This window comes from Nonomuraea aurantiaca (assembly GCF_020215705.1).
GTDB classification, from domain to species: Bacteria; Actinomycetota; Actinomycetes; order Streptosporangiales; family Streptosporangiaceae; genus Nonomuraea; species Nonomuraea aurantiaca.
The window spans coordinates 248535-269097 of record NZ_JAIWNB010000012.1; the positions used below are offsets into that span (position 1 = coordinate 248535).

Annotated in this window: 20 protein-coding genes; 12 read left to right on the forward strand and 8 right to left on the reverse strand. The window is 71.0% G+C overall.

Going from position 1 to position 20563, the window contains the following annotated elements:
• Window positions 1-99: 99 nt before the first annotated feature.
• Both LDL49_RS28105 and LDL49_RS28110 read right to left on the reverse strand, forming a co-directional pair.
• Window positions 100-1710, reverse strand: a complete 1611-nt coding sequence (locus LDL49_RS28105; protein ID WP_225295050.1) for a DUF6880 family protein — start codon at window positions 1708-1710, stop codon at window positions 100-102.
• A gap of 151 nt (window positions 1711-1861) precedes the next feature.
• Window positions 1862-3547, reverse strand: coding sequence for an ExeM/NucH family extracellular endonuclease (locus LDL49_RS28110; protein WP_225295052.1), 1686 nt, complete (start codon window positions 3545-3547; stop codon window positions 1862-1864).
• Window positions 3548-3653: 106 nt separating this feature from the next.
• Between LDL49_RS28110 and LDL49_RS28115 the strand changes: the two genes are divergently transcribed.
• Complete coding sequence (locus tag LDL49_RS28115; protein WP_225295054.1) at window positions 3654-5084, forward strand: pentapeptide repeat-containing protein; 1431 nt, start codon at window positions 3654-3656, stop codon at window positions 5082-5084.
• A gap of 25 nt (window positions 5085-5109) precedes the next feature.
• Here LDL49_RS28115 and LDL49_RS28120 read toward each other — a convergent pair whose 3' ends face one another.
• From LDL49_RS28120 to LDL49_RS28130, 3 genes are read right to left on the reverse strand one after another with little or no spacing between them, the layout of a single operon-like run.
• On the reverse strand, window positions 5110-5544 hold the full coding sequence (locus tag LDL49_RS28120; protein ID WP_225295056.1) for an SRPBCC family protein: 435 nt from the start codon (window positions 5542-5544) through the stop codon (window positions 5110-5112).
• A complete protein-coding gene (locus tag LDL49_RS28125; protein WP_225295058.1) occupies window positions 5537-5878 on the reverse strand; it encodes an ArsR/SmtB family transcription factor in 342 nt (113 codons plus the stop codon). Before LDL49_RS28125 ends, LDL49_RS28120 begins: the two co-directional genes overlap by 8 nt.
• Complete coding sequence (locus LDL49_RS28130; protein ID WP_225295060.1) at window positions 5875-6228, reverse strand: VOC family protein; 354 nt, start codon at window positions 6226-6228, stop codon at window positions 5875-5877. The genes LDL49_RS28125 and LDL49_RS28130 overlap by 4 nt, the downstream gene beginning before the upstream one ends.
• A gap of 93 nt (window positions 6229-6321) precedes the next feature.
• On the opposite strand from LDL49_RS28130, the gene LDL49_RS28135 reads away from it, so the two are divergent.
• Complete coding sequence (locus LDL49_RS28135; protein WP_225295063.1) at window positions 6322-7014, forward strand: permease prefix domain 1-containing protein; 693 nt, start codon at window positions 6322-6324, stop codon at window positions 7012-7014.
• On the opposite strand, the gene LDL49_RS28140 is transcribed toward LDL49_RS28135, so the two are convergent.
• Window positions 6985-7320 (reverse strand): PadR family transcriptional regulator, encoded by a 336-nt coding sequence (locus tag LDL49_RS28140; protein ID WP_225295065.1) that lies wholly within the window; start codon window positions 7318-7320, stop codon window positions 6985-6987. The two genes, LDL49_RS28135 and LDL49_RS28140, sit on opposite strands and share 30 nt — an antisense overlap.
• 105 nt (window positions 7321-7425) lie before the next feature.
• Here LDL49_RS28140 and LDL49_RS28145 point away from each other — a divergent pair, with 105 nt between their 5' ends.
• The 4 genes from LDL49_RS28145 to cydC are packed head-to-tail and all read left to right on the forward strand — an operon-like array spanning window position 7426 to window position 12909.
• Entirely contained in the window at window positions 7426-8577 is a 1152-nt protein-coding gene (locus LDL49_RS28145) for a cytochrome ubiquinol oxidase subunit I (RefSeq protein ID WP_225295067.1), read from the forward strand.
• A 10-nt stretch (window positions 8578-8587) separates the two neighbouring features.
• Complete coding sequence (locus tag LDL49_RS28150; protein WP_225295068.1) at window positions 8588-9352, forward strand: cytochrome d ubiquinol oxidase subunit II; 765 nt, start codon at window positions 8588-8590, stop codon at window positions 9350-9352.
• A gap of 6 nt (window positions 9353-9358) precedes the next feature.
• Window positions 9359-11128, forward strand: coding sequence for a thiol reductant ABC exporter subunit CydD (gene cydD, locus LDL49_RS28155; RefSeq protein ID WP_225295070.1), 1770 nt, complete (start codon window positions 9359-9361; stop codon window positions 11126-11128).
• Window positions 11125-12909, forward strand: coding sequence for a thiol reductant ABC exporter subunit CydC (gene cydC, locus LDL49_RS28160; RefSeq protein ID WP_225295072.1), 1785 nt, complete (start codon window positions 11125-11127; stop codon window positions 12907-12909). The genes cydD and cydC overlap by 4 nt, the downstream gene beginning before the upstream one ends.
• 10 nt (window positions 12910-12919) lie before the next feature.
• Here the strand turns inward: cydC and LDL49_RS28165 are convergent, their stop codons facing one another.
• The gene (locus LDL49_RS28165; RefSeq protein WP_225295075.1) at window positions 12920-13855 is read right to left on the reverse strand and encodes a discoidin domain-containing protein; all 936 of its coding nucleotides are present in this window, start codon (window positions 13853-13855) and stop codon (window positions 12920-12922) included.
• Window positions 13856-13873: 18 nt separating this feature from the next.
• Complete coding sequence (locus LDL49_RS28170) at window positions 13874-15442, reverse strand: alkaline phosphatase D family protein (protein WP_225295076.1); 1569 nt, start codon at window positions 15440-15442, stop codon at window positions 13874-13876.
• A gap of 166 nt (window positions 15443-15608) precedes the next feature.
• On the opposite strand from LDL49_RS28170, the gene LDL49_RS28175 reads away from it, so the two are divergent.
• From LDL49_RS28175 to LDL49_RS28195, 6 genes are all read left to right on the forward strand, one after another.
• Window positions 15609-16133 carry a PadR family transcriptional regulator gene (locus tag LDL49_RS28175; protein WP_225295078.1) on the forward strand — a complete coding sequence of 175 codons (525 nt, stop codon included), beginning with the start codon at window positions 15609-15611 and terminating at the stop codon, window positions 16131-16133.
• Complete coding sequence (locus tag LDL49_RS59775; protein ID WP_443689888.1) at window positions 16126-16407, forward strand: ATP-binding cassette domain-containing protein; 282 nt, start codon at window positions 16126-16128, stop codon at window positions 16405-16407. The genes LDL49_RS28175 and LDL49_RS59775 overlap by 8 nt, the downstream gene beginning before the upstream one ends.
• A complete protein-coding gene (locus tag LDL49_RS59780) occupies window positions 16395-16790 on the forward strand; it encodes an ABC transporter ATP-binding protein (protein ID WP_443689889.1) in 396 nt (131 codons plus the stop codon). The genes LDL49_RS59775 and LDL49_RS59780 overlap by 13 nt, the downstream gene beginning before the upstream one ends.
• Window positions 16791-17003: 213 nt before the next feature.
• Window positions 17004-17561 carry an ATP-binding cassette domain-containing protein gene (locus LDL49_RS28185; RefSeq protein WP_225295080.1) on the forward strand — a complete coding sequence of 186 codons (558 nt, stop codon included), beginning with the start codon at window positions 17004-17006 and terminating at the stop codon, window positions 17559-17561.
• 5 nt (window positions 17562-17566) lie between these two features.
• Window positions 17567-19906, forward strand: a complete 2340-nt coding sequence (locus LDL49_RS28190) for a YhgE/Pip family protein (RefSeq protein WP_225295181.1) — start codon at window positions 17567-17569, stop codon at window positions 19904-19906.
• Complete coding sequence (locus tag LDL49_RS28195) at window positions 19903-20502, forward strand: TetR/AcrR family transcriptional regulator (protein ID WP_225295081.1); 600 nt, start codon at window positions 19903-19905, stop codon at window positions 20500-20502. Before LDL49_RS28190 ends, LDL49_RS28195 begins: the two co-directional genes overlap by 4 nt.
• Window positions 20503-20563: the final 61 nt, after the last annotated feature.

The window sequence follows — 20563 nt, forward strand, 5'->3', positions numbered from 1 at the left end:
AACCTGTCAACCACGTACCCGCCACCAGCATTCCATGCTCACGTCGTTGGGCCTCACATAACGGGCACTGGGATTTCCGCGGGTGTGGGCGTGCCGGCGTCAGAGGAGGCCCGCGCCGTCCAGTTGGGTGTGGAAGGCCTTCTTGCCCGGGTGGGCGGCGCGGAGGCGGGCGAGGTATGAGGCGAACTCGGTCTGGTCTCCGGTGCGCTCGAACAGGGTCCGTAGCGTGAAGAGATACTGGATCGCCTCCTGGTAGCCGGGTCTGCTGGCTCGGCTGACGCAGGATTCGGCCAGTTCCCGGTAGATCGGGATGGCGTCCTCGGGGTGGGTCTGGGCGCGGGCGTTGACCACGCGCATGCGCAGGTCAGCGGCGAGTCCGTACGTCTGGAGGACCTCCCAGGCGCCCGCCACGTCCCCGTCGATCAGCAGCACCTCGGCCAGCGTGTGGGCCATGGCGGGCGACGAGCGCAGGTGCGTGACGGCCTTGGCCTTCCACGGGGCCGCGTCCGCGCCGGCCTGGCGGGTCAGGCTCTGATAGGTGTGCGTGGACGGTGAGAGGGTGAAGAGCTGCCAGCGGGTCTCGAGCGCCTGCTCGGTCCGTCCGGCGTGCTGATGGCAGTCAAGGGCGAGGGTGAGGAGCTGCTGATCGCGGCCGTAGCGGGCCATCCCCTGGTCGATCCAGGCCAGGGCTTCGTCGCGGCGCTCCTCGCCGATCAGGAGACGAGCGATCTTCGCGATGTCACCGCTGCCGGCGGCCCGCTGGGCGAGCAGGGCGATCACGGCGTCGGTGCCGCCCTCGGCGCGGGCGAGCGACTCGCGCAGCGTGCGCAGCTTGTAGTCGCGGATCCGGCCGGCGAAGGTCTCGTCCAGCAGCTCGTGGCAGCGGCGCAGGCCCAGGTCACCCAGAACGGGGGCGTAGCCGGGCAGCGAGCTCTCGAAGGTGCACCAGTTGCTGATCAGCACCTTGCCCATCAGCCACTCCGCCAGCTTCGCCGGGTCGGGCGAGCCGGCCAGGCAGGCGTCCCGATGCATGCCCTGGACGCGTTCGAGATCGTCGACGAGCCGGCCACCATAGACCTCCCCGGTGTCCAGCACCTCCTCGATGAGGTCGATCGCGCGGACGATCAGCTCGCGAGCGGTGTCCGGTGACGGCTCGATCAGGTCGTCGATCTCGTCGAGGATCTCCTCCAGGTCCTCGAGATCGGGATACCACTCGCCCTCGTGCCAGGCGTCGCACACATCCGCGGCCTCGGCCAGCAGGTCCGCCATGACCGATTCCAGGTCGGCGAGCAGGTCGGTCGACTCCTCGCCGATGATGGTCTCCGCGAGCTCGGTCCGCAGCCGGTCGGCGAGCGCGGGGTCCGTCGCGGCCAGGGTGGCGAGGCGGCGGGCCAGCCAGTCGGAGTCCTGGGTACGCAGCAGCGCGTACAGGTCGGGTGCCGGCCGCACATCGCCCATCCGGACCCAGGTCACCGCCGCGGCGGCCGCGTGGGCGCACAACTCGGGCTCCAGGCACTCGCAGACCGCGCGCATCCCGCTCGCGGTGAAGGTGACCGTCACCGAACGCCCGCTCACCAGCGCGGCGACCGATGGACCCTTCTCGGTCAGCCCCGCGACCATGCCGCCGGCGACCAGCGCCAGAGCCTCGGCGAACACCGGCTCGCTGACCTGGCTCCGTACGGCTTCCTCGTCAACCTGGATGAGCGCCATGATCTCGATTATCCCGCAATGATCAACTGTGCTCGCCCCGGGTCGGGGAAGCACCCGATGTCCACGTCGCAGGCGGCCCGTACGGGAAACAGACCGCCCGTACGGAACACGGGCGGCCCGCACGGAATGCGGGCCGCCCGTGACGAGAGGATCAGCGGCCCGGCAGGGTGAGGCCGATGATGAGCGGGTCGTGGTCGCTGGCCCGGAAGGCGTCCGGCTTGTACAGGGACGCCGGGTTGTACTCGGTGTTGTAATCGAGAATGCGTGGTTCGTCCGAGTTGATGTGCCAGATCGTCGCGCTGGTGACCCGCTTGAGCAGCTGCCGCCCGACCAGCGCGTGGTCGAGCTCTCCGGCCAGGCCGTCGAACAGGTAGCTGTAGCGCTGCGGCGCCGGCACGAACCTCTTGGTCAGGCTGGTCAGCCCGCCCGCCTCCAGCGTGTGGATCGGGTCCTCCTCGCCGTAGGCGTTGAGGTCGCCGAGCACCACCGGGTTCGGCAGGTCCTTCACCAGGCCGAGCAGCGCCTGCGCCTGCTTGACGCGGGTGGCGTTCCAGCAGCTCTGCCCGTCGCCCTGGTCGGCGTCGGGGCCGTCGGCCGGGCAGGTGCCCTTGGACTTGAGGTGGTTGACGACCATCGTGAACGGCTGGCCGCCCGCCTTCCTGCGGAACGTCTGGATCAGCGGCGGCCGGCTGAACACCGCGTCCTGCGACGCCTGGGGAGCGCCGACGGGCGTCAGCTTGGCCGGCTTGTAGATCACCGCGACCTGGATGGCGTCCGTGCCGGGGTAGGGGTGCTGGAGCGCCGCGTACGTACCCGCGCCGACCTCGGCGTTGACGGCGTCCACGAGGGTCTGGAGCGCCGTCTGACCGTTGTTCTCGACCTCCATGAGGCCGACGGCGTCGGCGTTGAGCCCCTTCAGCGCCGCCACCAGCTTGGCCAGCTGCCGCTGCTGCTCCACGGCGTTGGTGGCGCCGCGCGAGCCGAGCGTGGTGAACCAGTTCAGCGTGTTGAACGAGGCCACCTTGACGTTGCCGATGACCGGGAAGGGCCGGGGCGTCCGGGGGTTGGTGTTGTGGTAGCTGATCGGCTTGGTTGGCTGCAGGCGGTAGGTGCCGAACCCGTAGCCGAGCACGCCGGTGATGCCCGCGGCCAGATCGCCGGTCCGCACGATGGGCGGCAGGGTGGCCGGGTTCTCCCTGCCGGAGCCGTCGTCGATGAGCAGCGAGCGCCGCTTGTTCAGCGCCGCGTCCACGCCGGGCCGGTCCGTCGGCTGGAACAGCCGCCCGCCGGAGGAGACGGTGACCTCGCCGTAGCGGCCCAGGTTGTAGTGCTCGCTGACGGTCAGCGGCTGCGGGAAGGTGAGCAGCATGTTCTCGACGGACTCGCGCCCGTCATCCGGCAGCTTGTACGGCTGAGCCGCCACCGAGCCGGTGCCGCAGACGTCCACCGCGGTGACCGGTGACAGCTCCGTCCAGCCGTTGTACTCCGTCACCTTGCCCGTCACGAGCACCCGGTCGCCCGCCGCGACATCCTTGAAGGTGTCGCGCGCGTAGGCGAACAGCCCTTCGGAGGTCTTCGGGTCGGCGTCCGGCTTCGGGTCCTGCAGGAAGAACCCGCTCAGCTGGTCGCCGCGCTGGAAGTCGCCGGTGACGATGCCTTCGACGGTGACGCTCTGCCCGGCCAGGGGGCTGGCGTCACCGCTGCCCTGCACCTCCGAGATGCGCCGGCTCGGCGGCGTGTCGCACGCGGTGGCCGGTGCCGCGGCGAGCGCCGGCGTGCCGGGGAGGGCGGCCGCCACGGCGAACGCGACGAGAAAAGTTCTGGATAAAACACGCATGACCAGCACTTTAGAGGGAATTGCGGTCACAGATTTCCACTAAAAAGTGGCTAGAACATTAAATCATCGAACCTTGACACTGCCCCCGTGCGGGTATGAGGACTGCATGGACTGGGTCACCTGCGCCTATTCGGCAGCCTGCTCGGGAATCGCCCACCAGCCGTACGACCGTTGCCTGGCACATCTGCAACCGGACGAAGTAGCCGAGAGACTCGACGAGATGGCTCCCGGCCGCCTGCTCGACCTGCGCGGCACACCGATCAGCGGCGCGCTGCTCGGCAGGATCATCGAGGTGACGGGCGGCCGGCCCGGCCGGGCCCGGCTGGACCGGGTCACGTTCACCGGCGACGTACGGCTGTCCGGCGTGACCTTCGCCGGCGACGTGTCGCTCGACGGCGCCCGGTTCGAGCGGCTGGCCTCGTTCTTCGGCGCCCGGTTCGAGGGCAACGTCTCGCTGGCCGGAGCCGGCTTCGCCCGCGAGCTTTCCTTCCACGGCGTCCGCGTGCGCGGCCACCTGTCGCTGGACCGGGCGGTGATGTCGCGGGACGCGCTGTTCAGCCAGGCCGTGTTCGGCCACGGGATGTCGTGCGAGCGGGCCAGGTTCGACGGCTACGCCACCTTCGACGGCGCCGTGCTGGGCGACGGCGCGAGCTTCCGCGGCGCCAGGTTCGGCCGCACGCTGTCCTTCCGCAAGGTCAGCGGCCCCGCCGGGTTCGACACCGCGCACTTCGCGGCCGACGCCTACCTCTCGGTCAGCGGGCGGCTCTCCGCCTCCCGGGCCCGCGCCGACGGCACGCTCGACGTGGCCGTCGCCTCCGGCCGCGCGAACCTGCGGCGGATGGAGGTCACCGGCGCGACGACGATCCGGCTCGTCGACTCCCATGCCGACCTGGAGGGGTCGGTGCTGCGCGGGCCCGCGATCGTGACCGGGCGCGGCCGGTCCGCGCTGACCTCGCTGCGGCACGTCGACGCGGCCGACCTGGCGCTGTTCGGCCTCGACCTGTCGGGCTGCCGGTTCGCCGGGCTGGCCCGCCCGGCCGCGGTCCGGGTCAAGAACTGCACGTTCGCGCTGACCCCGCGCGGGGTGCGGGTGAGCCTGCACTGGCCGATGCTGCGCTGGTTCTCCCGGCGCAGCGCGCTGGCCGACGAGCACACGATGCGCGGCTGGGCTCCCCCCGCCACCGCTCCGGACAAGAGCCCGGCCCACCGGCCGGCCGCGTACGGCGCTCCGACGGCGCAGGACCCGCCCACCGGACCCGACCGGCTGGCCGCCCTCTACTCCGGGTTGCGCTCCCAGGTCGACGACGTGGGCACGTCGGCCGACTTCGCGTTCGCGGCGATGGAGATGCGCCGCCAGGCGGGCCGCCGGTGGTGGCTGTCCCTTTCGTGGCTGCTGTGGGGGTACGGCATGCGGATGGGCCGGGCCGCGGGCTGGCTCGCTCTGCTGATGGCGATCACCGTGGGCGCGCTGTTCTGGACCTCGACCTCACACGCCGAACGCGACGCCGAACAACCCGCCCCCGCCGTCCACCCATAGACGCCGTCCGCTCACAAGCCGTCCGTCACAACTCGTCGAGGACCTTGCCGATGGCGGCGAAGTGCATGGAGCGCCAGCCGCCGCCCATGATCTTGCGGGACATCTGCTGCATGGCGTCGTCGGGATCGAAGCCCTCGTGGTCGAGGAAGAGCCGGGTGCCCGTGCCCTCGGGCTCCAGCCGCCAGGTGACGGTCCAGTCGGCGTTCTTGCGATCGCTCCAGCTGATCTTCAGCAGCTTCTCCGGCTCCAGCTCCAGCACCTCGCAGTAGACGATGCCCTCGAAGCCGGTCTGCTTCACCGGCGTGGTGGTGAAGGTGAACTGGTGCCCCACCTCCGGGCTGAAGTCGTTGGGCATCAGCCAGCGGGCCACCAGTTCGGGCTCGGTCAGCGCCCGCCACACCTTCGCGGGCGGGTGCGTGAGGAACTGGTCCAGCCGGATCGAGCGCAGGTCGTCAGACATCTCCGTCTTCCCTTTCATGATGTTCCATTTCATCGAGCAGGTCGCTCAGGCCGGAGAGCTTCTCTCTCCAGAAGCGTTCGTACGGCGTGAGCCACTCACGGATCTCCATGAGCGGCGCCGCCTCCAGCCGATAGAGCCGTTCTCTCCCCCGGCGCGTCTCGGCCACCAGCCCGGCATCCCGGAGCACCTTGAGATGCTCCGAGACGCTGGGACGGCTCATGTCGAACCGCTCGGCCAGCCGCCCGGCCGGTTGGCTGCCCTCATCGAGCAGCAGCCGCAGCAGCTCCCGCCGGGCCGGGCTGGCCAGCGCGGTGAACACGTGGTCGGCGGTCATGCCTGACCGGCCACGAACCCGTTGCCGTCGGGATCCTGGAACAGCAGCTGACGGCCCCACGGCTCGTCCGTCGGGCCTTGGCAGGCCGTACCGTGCTCGCGCAGGCGTGCGGCCAGCGCGTCGAGGTCGTCGGCGGCGACCACCAGGCCGCCCAGGGGGGCCATGTCGGGGAACCAGGAGGCGAGCAGCAGCGTGGTCTCGGCCCCCTTCGGCGCAACCGTGAGCCAGCGGCCCATCGGGAACGGGTTGTCGGTGCGGGTCTCGAAACCCAGGACGCCGCCATAGAAGGCGAGCGCCCGCTCCTGGTCGGACACGGGCACGGTCACGGTCGTGATGCTGGAGATTGGCATGTGGGCCACTATATGTAGGAATTTCCCTACATATCAAGCCATCGGGGAGATCCCTGATTACGTACCGGGACCCGCCTTCGTAAGATGGGAGGCATGCGGATCGACGACTACGTGGCCGAGCTGGGCAGGTCTCTGACCGGGCCGCCGGGGCCCAAGCGCGACCTGGTCGTCGAGGCGCGTGACAGCCTGGCCGACGCCGCCGACGCGCTGGAGGCCGAGGGTCTGGCCCGGACCGAGGCCGAGCAGTTGGCGGTGCGGCAGTTCGGCGCGATCCCCGAGATCGTGTCCGGCTACCAGCGGGAGCTGACCGTCGCGGCCGGCCGGATGCTGGGCACGCTACTGCTCATCAGCGTGCCGATGACCGCGCTGATGTGGTCGGTGCTCTGGCGCTTCTACCCCATGGACCCCGTCGCCTGGACCGCCAGGCCCGCCTGGTTCTCGCCCGTCTCGCGAGCGCTCGACATCCTGCAGCTGGGCACGGGCGTGTTCGGCGGGCTGTCGCTGTTCGCGCTGAGCCGGGGCGGCCGGTGGCACCTCAGGCCGCATCTGGTGACCAAAACGCTGGGGATCGTCGTCTGGGCGATGCTGCCGGTGGTCGGCGGGCTGAGCCTGCTGCTCACCTATGGAGCCGATCTGCCGCAGGGCGTCGACTTCTTCCTACCCACCGTACTCGCCAACTTCGTGACGTCGGCCTGCTGGGGCCTGCAGCTCTACGGCGCGACGCGCTGCCTGCGCCTCACCCGGGCCGTCTGCGCCTCACCCGGACTGCCTGATCCCCGGCCGTAGCACTCCGCCGATCACACTGGCGAACTCCGCCCAGGCCGACCGCTCCCCTTCCAGCTGCTTCCTGCCGGCATCGGTCAGGCGGTAGGTGCGTCGCTTGCGGCCTCCGACCGTGGCCCACTCGCTGGCCAGGTAGCCGATCCGCTCCAGCCTGCGCAGCGCCGGATAGACGGTGCCGGTCGGTACGTTGAGCGCGCCCCCGCTGCGTGCCTGCAGGGCCTCGATGATGGCGTAGCCGTGCAGCGGCTCACCCTCCAGCACGGAGAGTAGCAGGGCGTCCATGTGGCCGCGCAGCGCGTCGGGGTTCATGGCTCCGATCCTAGATAACCCTTCGTTGAGTAGCCAGTCTACATGTAGGCCGTCTATATGTAGACTGCCTATAGGTAGACAGGCACAACGAAGGGGGTTGGGCGCATGGACGCGCTGGAACTGGCCCGGTTGCAGTTCGCGATGACAGGGAACCTGCACTTCCTGTTCGTCGTGCTCACGCTGGGGCTCGCACCGCTGGTGGCGATCATGCACACGCGCTGGGCGCTGGCGGGCAAGCCGCTGCACGAGCGGCTGACCAGGTTCTGGGGCCAGGTCTATGTCATCAACTACGCCTTGGGCATCGTCACCGGGCTCGTGATGGAGTTCCAGTTCGGGCTCTCGTGGAGCGGGCTGACGCACTACGCGGGCGACGTCTTCGGCGCTCCGCTGGCCATGGAGACGCTGGTGGCGTTCTTCCTGGAGTCGACCTTCCTCGGCCTGTGGATCTTCGGCTGGGGACGGCTGCCCCGATGGGCGCACCTGGCCTGCATCTGGCTCGTGACGCTCACGGCGTACGGCAGCGCCTTCTTCATCATGGCGGCCAACTCCTTCCTGCAGAACCCCGCCGGAGCCGTCGTCAGAGGCGATCGGATGGAGCTGGTCGACATCGGCGCGCTGTTCACCAACAAGGCGCTGATCTTCTCCTTCCCGCACGTGATCGGGGCCGGGCTGTTCACCGGGGCGATGGTGCTGGTCGGGGCGAGCGCCTACCAGCTGCGCCGCCGTACGTCCGAGGTGGAGTTCTTCACCAAGTCGCTGCGCACGGGCGTGACCACGGCCGCGATCGGCATCTTCCTGACCGTCGGCTTCGGCTACGCCCAGTTCGCCGGCATCCAGGAAGGCAAGTTCGAGGGCGACACGGGGGCGGTGCCGCTCGGGATCATGATCGAGATCGGGCAGTTGCTCGCGCTCGTCGTGCTGTTCGCGATGCTGCCGCTGATCCGCGTGCTGCCGCGCTGGCGGTGGACGCATCCGCTGCTCATGCTGATGACGCCGCTGCCGTTCGTCCTGGCCATCATGGGCTGGCTGGCCAGAGAGGTCGGGCGGCAGCCGTGGATGATCTGGCAGAAGCTCACCGTCGCCGACGCCATGACGCCCGGCCTCACCCCGCCGATGATCACCGGCTCACTGATCGCCTTCGTGGGCGTGCTGGTGCTGCTGGCGATCGTCGACTACGTCCTCATCGCCAGGGTGGTCAGGCGCGGGCCGCGCGAGCTCGATCTCGGCGCCGTCCGCGAACCCGCCCTGACCTACTAGGAGTCGTGACATGGAACTGATCTGGTTCGCCTGCTTCACGCTGCTGCTGGCCGGATACTTCGCGCTGGAGGGCTTCGACCTGGGGGTCGGGCTCCTGCTGCCGATCCTCGGCAAGTCGGGCGACAGCAGGGATCGCATGGTGGCGGCCATGGCCCCGTTCGTGCTGGCGAACGAGGTGTGGCTGGTGGCGGTCGCCGGCACGCTGTTCGGCGTCTATCCGGCGCTTGAGGGCGAGGTGCTGTTCGGGCTGTATCCGGTGGTGGTGGCCATGCTGCTGTCCTGGATCCTGCGGGACGCCGGGCTGTGGTTCCGCCGCCGGATCGGGGGCGCGGCCTGGCGGGGCTTCTGGGACCTGATGATCGCGCTCGGCTCGCTGGGGCTCTCGTTCGGCTGGGGGGTGGCCCTGTACGCGGCGGCCACCGGGTTCACCTCCTCCTTGCTGAACCCGGTGGGGTTGATGCTGGGCGTGGTGGTGACGCTGCTGCTGGCCTTCCACGGGTGGACGTTCCTGGCCTGGCGCTCCCCCGGCCTGGCCGGTGTCACCCGCTCGGGGCGCGCGCTGGCCCTGTCCGGCGTGGTGGCCGCGGTCCCCGCCGTCGGGGTGCTCCTGGGCAGCATGCCGTACCTGCTGGACCACACCGCGCCGGCCGAGACGCTGAATGTGCTGAGTGTCATGACGCTGCCGTTCGCGCCCATCGTCCTCATCGCGCAAGGATGGGTGTGGCGCACTTTCCGTCCAGGCAAGGACGCCGTCCGGATCCCGTCGTTCTTTTGAGGGCTCGTGCACAAAGATCTCCTGCGGCTCATGCGGGCCGAGCAGTCGGTGCGGCGCCACCTGGCCGTCACCTTCGCGGCGGCGATGGCGGCCGGGCTGCTCGTGCTCGCGCAGGCGGAGCTGCTGGCGGGGGTCCTGTCCGGTCGGTTCACGACCGTGGCGCTGGCGGGCCTGGCCGCCGTGGTGGGCCTCCGCGCGCTGCTGGGATGGACGCAGGGCATCTTCGCCGGGCGTACGGCGACGGGCGTCAAGTCCGCGCTCCGGCACCGGCTGCTGGCCAGGCTGCAGGAGCTGGGTCCGGCCAGGCTCGCCGGTCACCGCTCGGGTGAGCTGGTCACGCTCACGGGACGCGGCCTCGACCGGCTCGACGCCTACCTGACCGGCTACCTGCCCTCGATCGCCGTCGCGGCGGTGGTGCCGCTGGCGGTGCTCGTCCGGCTGTTCGCCGCCGACCTGGCGAGTGCGGCGATCGTACTGGTCACATTGCCGCTGATCCCGCTCTTCGGGGCGCTCGTGGGGATGACCACCAAGGCCGTCACGGAGCAGCAGTTCCGCGCGCTGTCGCGGCTCGGCGGGCACTTCCTCGACGTCGTACGCGGCCTGCCCACGCTGCGTGCCTTCGGCCGGGCCCGCTACCAGGCGACGGTCATCCAGCAGGTGGCCGACGCGCACCGCGCCACCACCATGCGTACGTTGCGGGTGGCGTTCCTGTCGTCGCTGGTGCTGGAGCTGTGCGCGTCGCTGTCGCTGGCCCTGGTGGCGGTGCCGATCGGGCTGCGGCTGCTGGGCGGGTCGCTGGACCTGTCGACGGCGCTGCTGGTGCTGCTGCTGGCTCCGGAGGCGTACCTGCCGCTGCGGGCCATGGGCACCCGCTTCCACGCCTCTATGGAGGGGGTGGCGGCTGCGGACGCGGCCTTCGCCGTACTGGACGCCGAGCCCGCGACCGTGCTGGACGCCGGGCCTGCGGCCGTCGGCGCGGTCACGTCTCGGAAGCGACCGCCGGAGAGCGTCGAGGCCCCGGAGATCCGCCTGGAGGACGTCACCGTCCGCTACCCCGGCCGCGACGACCCGGCGCTCGAACACGTCTCGCTCACCATCGAGCCCGGCGAACGCGTGGCCCTGGTCGGCGAGAGCGGCGGCGGCAAGAGCACCCTCCTGCATCTCATCCTGGGCTTCGTCCAGCCGTCCGAAGGCAGGGTCCTCGTCGACGGCACCGACCTGCGCGACCTCGACCTGGACGCCTGGCGCGACAGGCTGGCCTTCGTCCCGCAGCGCCCGCACCTGTTCGCCACCTCGGTCGCCGGCAACATCCGTCTCGGCGCCCCGTCCGCCTCCCTGGAGCAGGTACGGCGGGCCGCCGCGGCCGCCTACGCCGACGACTTCATCCAGGCGCTCCCCGACGGCTACGACACGGCGGTGGGCGAACGGGGCGCGAACCTGTCCGCCGGGCAGCGGCAGCGCGTGGCCCTGGCGCGGGCCTTCTGCCGCCCGGACACCTCGGTCCTGCTGCTGGACGAGCCCACGGCCCGGCTCGACGGCCGCAGCGAGGCGGCCGTGGTGACGGCCACCGCCGACCTGGCCCGGGACCGCACCGCGATCATCGTGGCGCACCGACCGGCCATGATCGACCTCGCCGACCGGGTCGTCCGCATCCACGAGGGCCGGGTGATCGCCGACCGCTCCCGCCTCGGTACGGGCACGGCCCATACCGACCTCGATACGAGCACGACCCGCACCGACCTCGATACGAACACGGCCATGAGAGGCGAGCGATGAACCGGCGCATGGGCCTGCGGCTCACCTGGGCGGTGCTGGCCGGAGCGGCGGCCGACCTGGCCGGGCTGGGCCTGATCGCGGCGGCGGCGTGGCTGATCGCGCGGGCCGCCGAGCAGCCGGAGCTGGCCGCGTTGAGCGTGGCCATCGTGGCCACCAGGGCGTTCGCCACCAGCAAGGGCGTCTTCCGCTACGCCGAGCGGCTCACCGGCCACGATGTCGCGCTGCGCGCCCAGGCCGGCACCCGCGAACGCCTCTACCAGGCCCTCATCCCCCCGCGACAGCCCCGGCACGGCGGCGCCGACCTGCTCAGCCGGATGGTGGACGACACCGAGGCCGTCCAGGACCTCCTGGTGCGCTGCCTGCTCCCCGCCACCGCCGCCGCGCTCGCAGGTCTGGCCGCCGTGGTCATCGGCCTCACCTTGCTCCCCGTCGCGGCCCTGGCCCTGCTGGCGGGGCTGGTCGTGGCGGGTGTCCTGCTGCCCGCCGCCACGGCCGCCGCCGCGCGCCGCTGGTCGGCCAGGATCGCCCCCGCCAGAGCCGCCCTCGCCGAGCGGGTCGCCGACCTGGTCCACGGCTCCGCCGACCTGGCCGCGTACGGCGCCGGTGACCGCGCCCTCGCCCAGGCCCGCGCCGCCGACGAGGCCCTGGCCGGGCTGGAGCGCCGCCAAGCCCGCGTCCACGCCGCCGCCCTGGCGGTCGGCACGCTGGTGCAGGGCTTGACGGTGGCGGCGGTCGTACTGCTCGCCCAGGCCGCGGGGACCGACCGGGTGGCCATGGCGGTGCTCGCCCTGACCGCGCTGGTCTCCTTCGAGCCGGTGCTGCCGCTGGCGGCGGCGGGCGAACGCCTGGCGGGCGTCCTGGCCGCGCTCAGACGCCTGCGCGAGGTGAGCGCCACCCCACCCGCCGTCACCGAGCCGGACACCGCGTCCACTCCCCAGCCATCCAGTCCGGCACAGTCCACTCCCCCGCAGTCGACTCCCGCACCATCCGCTTCCCCGCAGTCGGCTCCCGCACCGTCCGCTCAGCCGCCATCCCCTCTCCCGCAGCCGCCGCTGACGGTCGAGATCGACGACCTGGTCGTACGGCACGCGCCGGAGCAGCGGGCGGCCGTCGACGGGGTCTCATTGAGCCTGATCCCCGGCAAGCGGGTGGCCCTGGTGGGGCCGAGCGGGGCCGGGAAGAGCACCCTGCTGGCCGCGCTGATGCGCCTGGTCGAGCCCGAGTCCGGCGCCATCCGGCTCAACGGCGTGGACATCCGGCGGCTGGCCTCGGACGACGTACGGGCCATGATGACGGGCCTCACCCAGGACCCCTACATCTTCCAGACCACCCTGCGCGCCAACCTGCGGCTCGCCGCTCCCGAGGCCGATGACGAGGCGCTGCGGAAGGCTGTACGAGATGCCCGTCTGGAGGAGTGGGTCGAGCGGGCCGGGTGGGAGGCCGAGCTGGGAGAGGACGGCCGGACCGTGTCCGGCGGGCAGTTGCAGCGGCTGGCCCTGGCCAGGGCGCTGCTGTACGACCCGCCGGTGCTGCTGCTCGACGAGCCGGCCGAGGCGCTCGACGAGGAGACCGCCGACGCGCTCATGGCCGACCTGCTCGACGTGACACACGACCGCACCACCCTGCTGGTCACCCACCGGCTCAGGGGCTTGGAACAGGTGGACGAGATCGTCGTGCTGGAGGACGGGCGGGTGGTTCAGCGCGGCCACCACGACGATCTCGTCACCACGCCGGGCTACTATCGCGACCTTTGGGAGTCGGAAGTCCTGACCAGACGATGATCGCCGGGTGTCAGCGCACCTCGACCTCGACGATGCGGGTGTAGTCGTTGGCGCCGTTCGAGGCCAGCGCGACGATGCGGACGGCGTCCGCCGTGACCGGCGCGAAGTCCGAACGGGCGTTGCCGGCGGTGTTGCCGCGCACCTGGGCGACCGTCTGCCACTGACCCGCCACCTGGACCTGGACGTCCCAGTCGCGCAGCCCGAAGGTCGAGGCCGGGTACCGTTCGGTGCTCAGCGTGTACAGGTCCACGCGGGAGACCTGCTTGGCGCCGCCCAGCGCGATGGCCACGGTGTCCGGCCAGGCTCTGGCGGTGGCGTCGTTCCAGCCGTTGCCGCCGGCCCAGCCGTTGGAGCCGTTGTCGCCGTCGGCGATGCTGCAGGGCGGGTAGTTGGCGTTGACGTGCTGGGAGGAGGCGGTGACCTGCCGCCGCAGCGCGAGGTTGCCGCCGTTGTCGAGCTTGTCCGGGGTCACCACCTCGACGGGTACGGCCAGCGTGCGGTCCCCGGCGCGCAGGCGCAGGCCGTACTGGCCCTCTGGGGTGGCCGGCGGGACGGCGACCAGCAGTTTCGCGCCGAGTTCGTAGCCGGGAGGCAGGTAGCTGGACAGGAGCGAGCGGGAGGCGCTGAGCGGCGGGTCGATCTCCACGTGCATGTCGGAGTACGCGGCCTTCTTGGCGTCGCTGCGCATGCCGATCTCGATCTTGGCCGGGCAGGCGGGGTCCACGCCGAGCGGCGCGACGAGCTTGTCGGCGCCCGCGATGGGGGTCAGCTTGCCGGTGCCCTTGGACTTGCCCGGTCTGACGTCGATCGAGGTGACGGAGGCGGGCTGCTGTTCGGGCGGCTGGGCGGCGGGTGAGGGATCTTGTTGCGGAACGGCCGCGTGCGCGCCCGGCCCGGTCAGGACCGTGACGGCGGCGACGGCCAGCGCGGCGGTGAGGTGTCGCATGTTCGTTTCCTTCCGGGGTCAGAGCGCTTGCAGGCCGGGGGCGCCGTCGAGGGTCACGAGGCTGGCCCTGGTGGAGACGGGCGCGCCTGGCTTGTCGACGTACGGGACGACCTTGAAGTCGGCCCGCCACTGGCTCCGGGTGACCTCGCAGGAGACGTAACCGCGCTGGTAGCTGGAGAACCTGAGGTGCGGGTTGACCGGGTCGCTGCCCCCGGCCGGCAGCCCGGTGGTGGCGTTGCCGTTGCCGCCGCTGCTGACCGAGGTGCCGATGAACTCCACGCCGACCGTGCGCGAGGCGGGGTCGTCGAAGTTCGCCTTGAGCTCGCCGGCCATGTTGTAGTGGATGTCACCGGTCAGCACCACGGGGTTGCTGACCTCGCGGTCGATCATGCCGTTGATGACGCGGTCCTTGGCGGCCTTGTAGCCGTCCCAGAGGTCCATGCTGAGCTTCTGGGCGGGTCCGGGGTCGAAGTCGAGCTGGATCATGGCGATCTGCTGGGCCAGCACGTTCCACTTGGCGCGGGACCTGTCCAGGCCGTCGAGCAGCCACTTCTCCTGCTCGGCGCCGAGCATCTGCCGGGCCGGGTCGAGCCGGTCGGCGCAGTCGATCTGCTGGCCGTCGCCGCAGGCCTGGTCGTCGCGGTACTGCCGGGTGTCCAGCACGTTGAACTCGGCGAGGTCGCCGAAGGTGAACCGGCGGTAGATCCGGGCGTCGGGGCCCTGCACGGCGGGCACCCTGATGGGCATGTTCTCCCAGTAGGCCCGGAAGGCGTTGGCGCGGATCACCAGGTAGTCCTGCTCGGTCACCTCGCCGCCGGGACCGTACTTGCCCGCCCAGTTGTCCAGCACCTCGTGGTCGTCCCAGGTGACGATCCACGGCGCGCGGTGGTGGGCGGCCTGGAGGTCGGGGTCGCTCTTGTAGAGGCCGTACTGGATGCGGAAGCGGTCGAGGGTGTCGCACTGCACCCGGTACTGCTCGGGCACCGGGGTGTTGCGCAGGCCGCCGGTGGGCACGATGCCGAACTCGTAGATGTAGTCGCCGAGGTGGAAGACCACATCGGGCTCCTCCTCCGCGAGGTGGCGGTAGGCGCTGTAGTAGCCGTCCTGCCACAGGGCGCACGAGGCGAAGGCCAGCTTCAGGGCATCGGGCCTGCTTCTGGCCGCCGGGGCGGTCTTGGTCCGGCCGACCGGGCTGATCTGGCCGCCGGTGCGGAAGCGGTAGAAGTACTCGCGGCCGGGCCGCAGCCCCGTGGCGTCCACGTGGACCGAGTGACCGTACTCGGGCGTGGCCCACGCGGAGCCGTGCCCGGCCCGGCGGGTGAACGCCTCGTCTTCCGCGATCTCCCAGTCGACCTTGATCCTGCCGTACGGCATGCCGCCAAGCGGCTCCAGCGGGCTCACGGCCAGGCGCGTCCAGAGGATCACCCGGTCGGGCAGTGGATCTCCGGAGGCGACACCTAACTGGAAGGGGTAGTCGGCCCTGGCGGTGGCCTGGGCCGTCCAGGGGTCGGCGAGGTTGGTGGTGAAGGCCAGGGCAAGGGCGGAGCCGCCGATCCCGAGGAAGGATCGGCGTGAGGGACGATGCATGGGCTTCCTAAGAGCTGGGGGGTCGAAAGCCCTCACTTTCTAGCAAGCAGCCAGGCTCCTAACAAGACTTAAGTTAAAACTCACAGGCGATTGCGTTAAATCTCTCGCGAAGTAGCCCCCTGCCTCCGAAAATCCCTCACTATTCATTCAATGTATAGTCCTGGCCATGTCGACCGGACATGTGATGCTCGGGCTGCTCATGGAGCGCCCGAAGCATGGATACGAACTCAAACGCGAGCACGACCGGCGCCTGCCCGGCGCCAAGCCGCTCGCCTACGGCCAGGTGTACGCGACACTGCAGCGCCTGCAGCGCGACGGGTTCGCCGAAGTCGCGGAGACGGTGCAGGACGGCGGCCCGGAACGCACGGTGTACGCCATCACCGGCGAAGGGCACGCCGAGCTCACCCGGTGGCTGGACGGGGTGGAGGCGCCCGCGCCGCATCTGTCCAGCGCGCTACTGTCGCGCGTGGTGGTGGCGTCCGTGGCCAACGGCGCCGCCGACGGCTACCTGGCCCGGCAGCGGGCCGCGCATCTGGCGCGGATGCGCGAGCTCACCGCGGAGCGCTCGGCGGGCTCCCCCGCCCAGGCGCTGGCCGCCGACTACGCGCTCCAGCACCTCGACGCCGACCTGCGCTGGATCGAGACGGCCATGCGACGACTGGCCGATCTGAAGGAGGACTCCCATGCTTGAAGCACGCGCGCTGCGCCAGACATTCGCCCGGACCGTCGCCTTAGACGGGGTGCCCCTGGAGATCGGCGCGGGCGAGATCGTGGCGATCACCGGACCGAGCGGCTCCGGCAAATCCACCCTGCTGCACTGCCTGGCCGGGATCATCCGCCCGGAGTCGGGCGAGGTCCTGTTCGCCGGCAAGCGGATCGACACGCTCGGCGAGAGCGAGCGTACGACCTGCGCAGGCGGAGCTTCGGCGTCGTCTTCCAGTTCGGCCAGTTGGTGCCCGAGCTGACCGCGACGGAGAACGTGGCGCTGCCGCTGCTGTTCGACAGGCACGGCCGCCAGGAGTCGCTGAACACCGCCCGCTCCTGGCTGGAACGCCTGAACGCGGCCGACTGCGGCGACCAGCGGCCCGGCACGCTGTCCGGCGGCCAGGCACAGCGCGTCGCCATGGCCCGCGCGCTGGTCACCGGCCCCCGCGTGGTCTTCGCCGACGAGCCGACCGGCGCGCTCGACTCGCTGGCCGGCGAACAGCTGATGGACGAGCTCACCCATACGGCCCGCGCGGACGGCATCACCCTGGTGATCGTCACGCACGACAACCGGGTGGCCGCCTACGCCGACCGGGAGCTCGTCTCGCGCGACGGCGAACTCGCGGCGGAGGTGGCCGCGTGATCGCCGTCCGGCGCGCCATCGCCGTCCTACACATGCTCACGGCGGAGGTGAGCGCGTGATCGCCGTGATGCGCATGCTCGCCAGTGGTACCAACCGCCGCCGGGCTGTTCGTAGTCGCAAAAGGTGACGAATGCCACCACATCTCCTTGAGTGCGGTCATGCGGACTGCCCTATCTTTGTACTGACTGGTCAGTTTAAAGAGGGGTGGTTGCGGTGATCATTGCGGAAGGGCTGGCGATCGAGGGGGTGTACCCGGAGGTCTCGTTGAAGGCCAGGGCGGGCACGCTCACGGTGGTCGCGGGTTCGGCGGGAAGTGGGCGCACGAGCCTGCTGCTGACGCTGGCCGGGCGGATGAAGCCCACGAAAGGCGCCCTGAACGTCGCAGGGCACGCCAGGCGACGCGCCATCCGCAAAGCCGTGGCGTTGGCGCTGATCGACGGCGTGACGGATCTGGACCGGTCGCTGACGGTCGGGGAACACCTGCGGGAGCGGCGGCGTCGGCCGTACCAGGAGATTCTTGAGCGGGTCGGGCTGGCGGGCCAGGAGCGAGTGCTGGTGCGGGAGCTGGACCGGGAGCAACACGTGCGGCTGGGTGCCGCACTGGCGCTGCTGGACGAACCCAAGGTGATCGTCGCTGACAACGTGGACGCGGGTCTGCCGGTCGAGCGGCAGCAGGCGCTGTGGAACCTGCTGCGCGAGCTGGACCACGCGGTGGTGGCCTCATGCGTGACGCCTCCCGCCCGCTTCGACCAGTTGGTGGAGCTGTCGTGAAGGGCATGTTGCGGTCGCGGCTGACGAGGGCGGCGCTGGCGGCAGTGGTGGTGCTGCCGCTCCTGTACGCAGGCCTGTATCTGTGGTCGTTCTGGGACCCGCAGGGCAATCTGGACCGCGTACCGGTCGCCTTGGTCGTCGAGGACCAACCTGCCCAAGCCGCCGGCAAGACCCTGCACGCGGGCCGCGACCTGGCCGGCGAGCTGCTGAAGCGCGACGTGCTCGGCTGGCACGAGTCCACCGCGAAGCAGGCGGCCGACGGGGTGGCGGACGGCACGTTCTATCTGTCGCTGACCGTGCCCGCCGATTTCAGCGCCAAGCTGGCCTCACCCGGCGACGACGACGCCGTACCGAGCCCGGCGCGGCTCGGCCTGCGCGTGGACACGGGCCGCAGCTACATCATGGGCAGCATCTCGGACGCGGTGTTCAACGAGGTACGGGCGGCGGCCGAGCGTACGGCGATCCACGACTACTTCGACAACGTCTTCGTCTCGATCGGCGACATCCACGACAAGACCGCGGAGGCCGCCAAGGGCGCGGACAAGCTGCACGACGGCGTCGTGCGGCTCGGTGACGGCGTCTCGCAACTCAGCAGCGGCCTGGGCACGGCCGAGAGCGGCGCCCGGCAGCTCTCGGCCGGCCTGAACACCGCCAACTCCGCCACGGGCCGACTGAGTGATGGCTCGGCCCAGGTCACGCAGGGCCTCACGCAGGCGCAGCAGGGGATCGGGCACCTGCGCGACGGCCTGCACAAACTCCATACGGAAGGAACTTCTCCCCTCAGTTCCGGAGCGAGGCAGGCATACCAGCAGGTTCACGCTCAGACTCGCACGGTCAACCAGCTCGCCGACGCGTACGTCCCCGTGCTGGACGAATGGGGCCCCAAGATCTCCCAAGCCGCCGAGGCGGTCGCCGCCGCCGCCGACAAGGTCGCCGACAGCGGGTCGGCGACCGGCGCGACGCAGGCGAGCGCGGCGGCCGACAGCGTTCGCGAGGCGAACGCCCAGGCGGGAAGCGCGGCCGACAGCGCCAGGGAGGCGAGCTCGCAGGCTCAGGCCGCGCTCGACCGCCTTGGCGCGGACGCCGACCCCGAGGTGCGCGGCCTATTGCGGAACGCGGCAGCCGCCGCCCGCCGGGCCGCCACTCATGCGGGCCAAGCCCAGGACGCCGCCCGGACCGGCGACAGCGGCGGTGTCGGCAGCGGTGCGGGAACCGGGACCGACGGCGTCGCGGACCTGCAAAACCAGGCGCGGGAGCTGGCGAAGCAGGCTCGCAAGATCGCGGCTGCGGCGCCCCGACTCGGCTCCAGGCTGGACCAGGCCAGAAACCAGCTCAATGCCCTGGACACCGGCCTGGGCAAGCTGGCCGACGGTGCCGCGAAGGTGAACTCGAGTCTGGGCACGGCCGCGACCGGCGCGGACCGGCTCTATCAGGGCGCGACCCAGCTGGCCGACGGTTCCCACCAGGTCACGAACGGCATCGGCCGCCTGGGCGGCGGGCTGGTCAGGCTGAGCGACGGCGCGAGCGCGCTGAGCACCGGTGTGGACCGGCTCCACGACGGAGCAGGCCAGGCGGACAAGGGCGCGACCAAGCTCGCCGAGGGATCGAAGAAGCTGTCAGGCGGGCTAGGCGACGGCACCGCCCGGATTCCCGACTACGACAAGGGGCAGCGCGACGACCGCGCGGACGTGATGAGCGACCCGGTCCGGCTGGCCAAGACCGTTGACAACGAGGTGCCCAACTACGGCACCGGCTTCGCGCCATTCTTCCTGCCGCTGGCGCTCTGGGTCGGTGCGATGATCGCGTTCATGGTCCTGAAGCCGCTGAACCAGCGGCGGCTGGCGGGTACGACGGGCGCGGTGCGAATCGCGCTGGCGGGCTGGCTGCCGGGGGCGGCGCTCGGGGTGGCGCAGGTGGGCGTCCTGGTGGCGGTCCTGCGGTTCGGGCTCGGGCTGGAGGCCGCGCACTGGGCCGGGCTCATCGGCCTGCTGCTGCTCGCGACCGCCGCGTTCATGGCGGTCGTGCAGGCGGTGAACGCGCTGCTCGGCCCGCCCGGGCGGGTGGCCGCGCTGGCGCTGCTGATGCTGCAGCTCACCTCGGCGGCCGGGACGTATCCCATCGAGACGTCGCCTGGATTCTTCCAGACGATCTCGCCGTGGCTGCCGATGAGCTGGGTGGTGTCGGCGCTGCGCAGGTTGATCAGCGGTGGCGATCCCACCGTGGTGTGGCAGGCTTACGGCGTGCTGTCAGTTTTCCTCGTCCTTGGGCTCGCGCTCACCGCGCTCGCCGTGGAGCGCGGCCGCATCTGGTCCGTCCAACGCCTGCACCCGCAGCTGGCGCTGTGACCGAACGAAACGAGCGCACCGCCAGGCGCGGGAACCGGCAGGACACCCGGCAGAAGGTGTTCAGGGCGGCTGTGGAGCTGATCGCCGAGCATGGGTACGCGGCCACCACGGTCGACGCCATCGCCGAGCGGGCCGGGGTGGCCAAGGGCACCGTTTTCTACAACTTCGGCAGCAAGGAGGGGCTGTTCGAGGCGCTACTGGAGCACTCGATCAACATGCTCGCCGAGGCACTGTCCGACGCCGACACCGGGAAGAGCGCGCTGGACGCGCTCGACTCGGTGGTGCTCGGCCAGCTCAGGTTCTTCGAGGAGCACGGGGCCTTCGCCCGGGTGCTGCTGGCCGAGATGTGGCGAACGGTGTGGCAGGAGGCAGTGGCGCTGCTGCGCCAGAGCGCGCTCGGCGTTTACGCGAGCGTGCTGCGCAGGGCCGCCGCGAACGGCGAGATCCGGGCGGACCTGGACGTGGAGACGGCGGCGACGGCTGTGTTCGGCATGGTCCTGACGGTCGCCATCGAGCGCCGCGCGCTGTATCCGGACCGGCCCTTGGAGCGGACTCACGCGACGCTGGTCGAACTCCTGCATGGCCGCATCAACTAAGCTTTACCGCCTCCGCGAGCTGACGGCCTGGCCGGCCGTCAGCTCGCTCCCCGTACCGGAA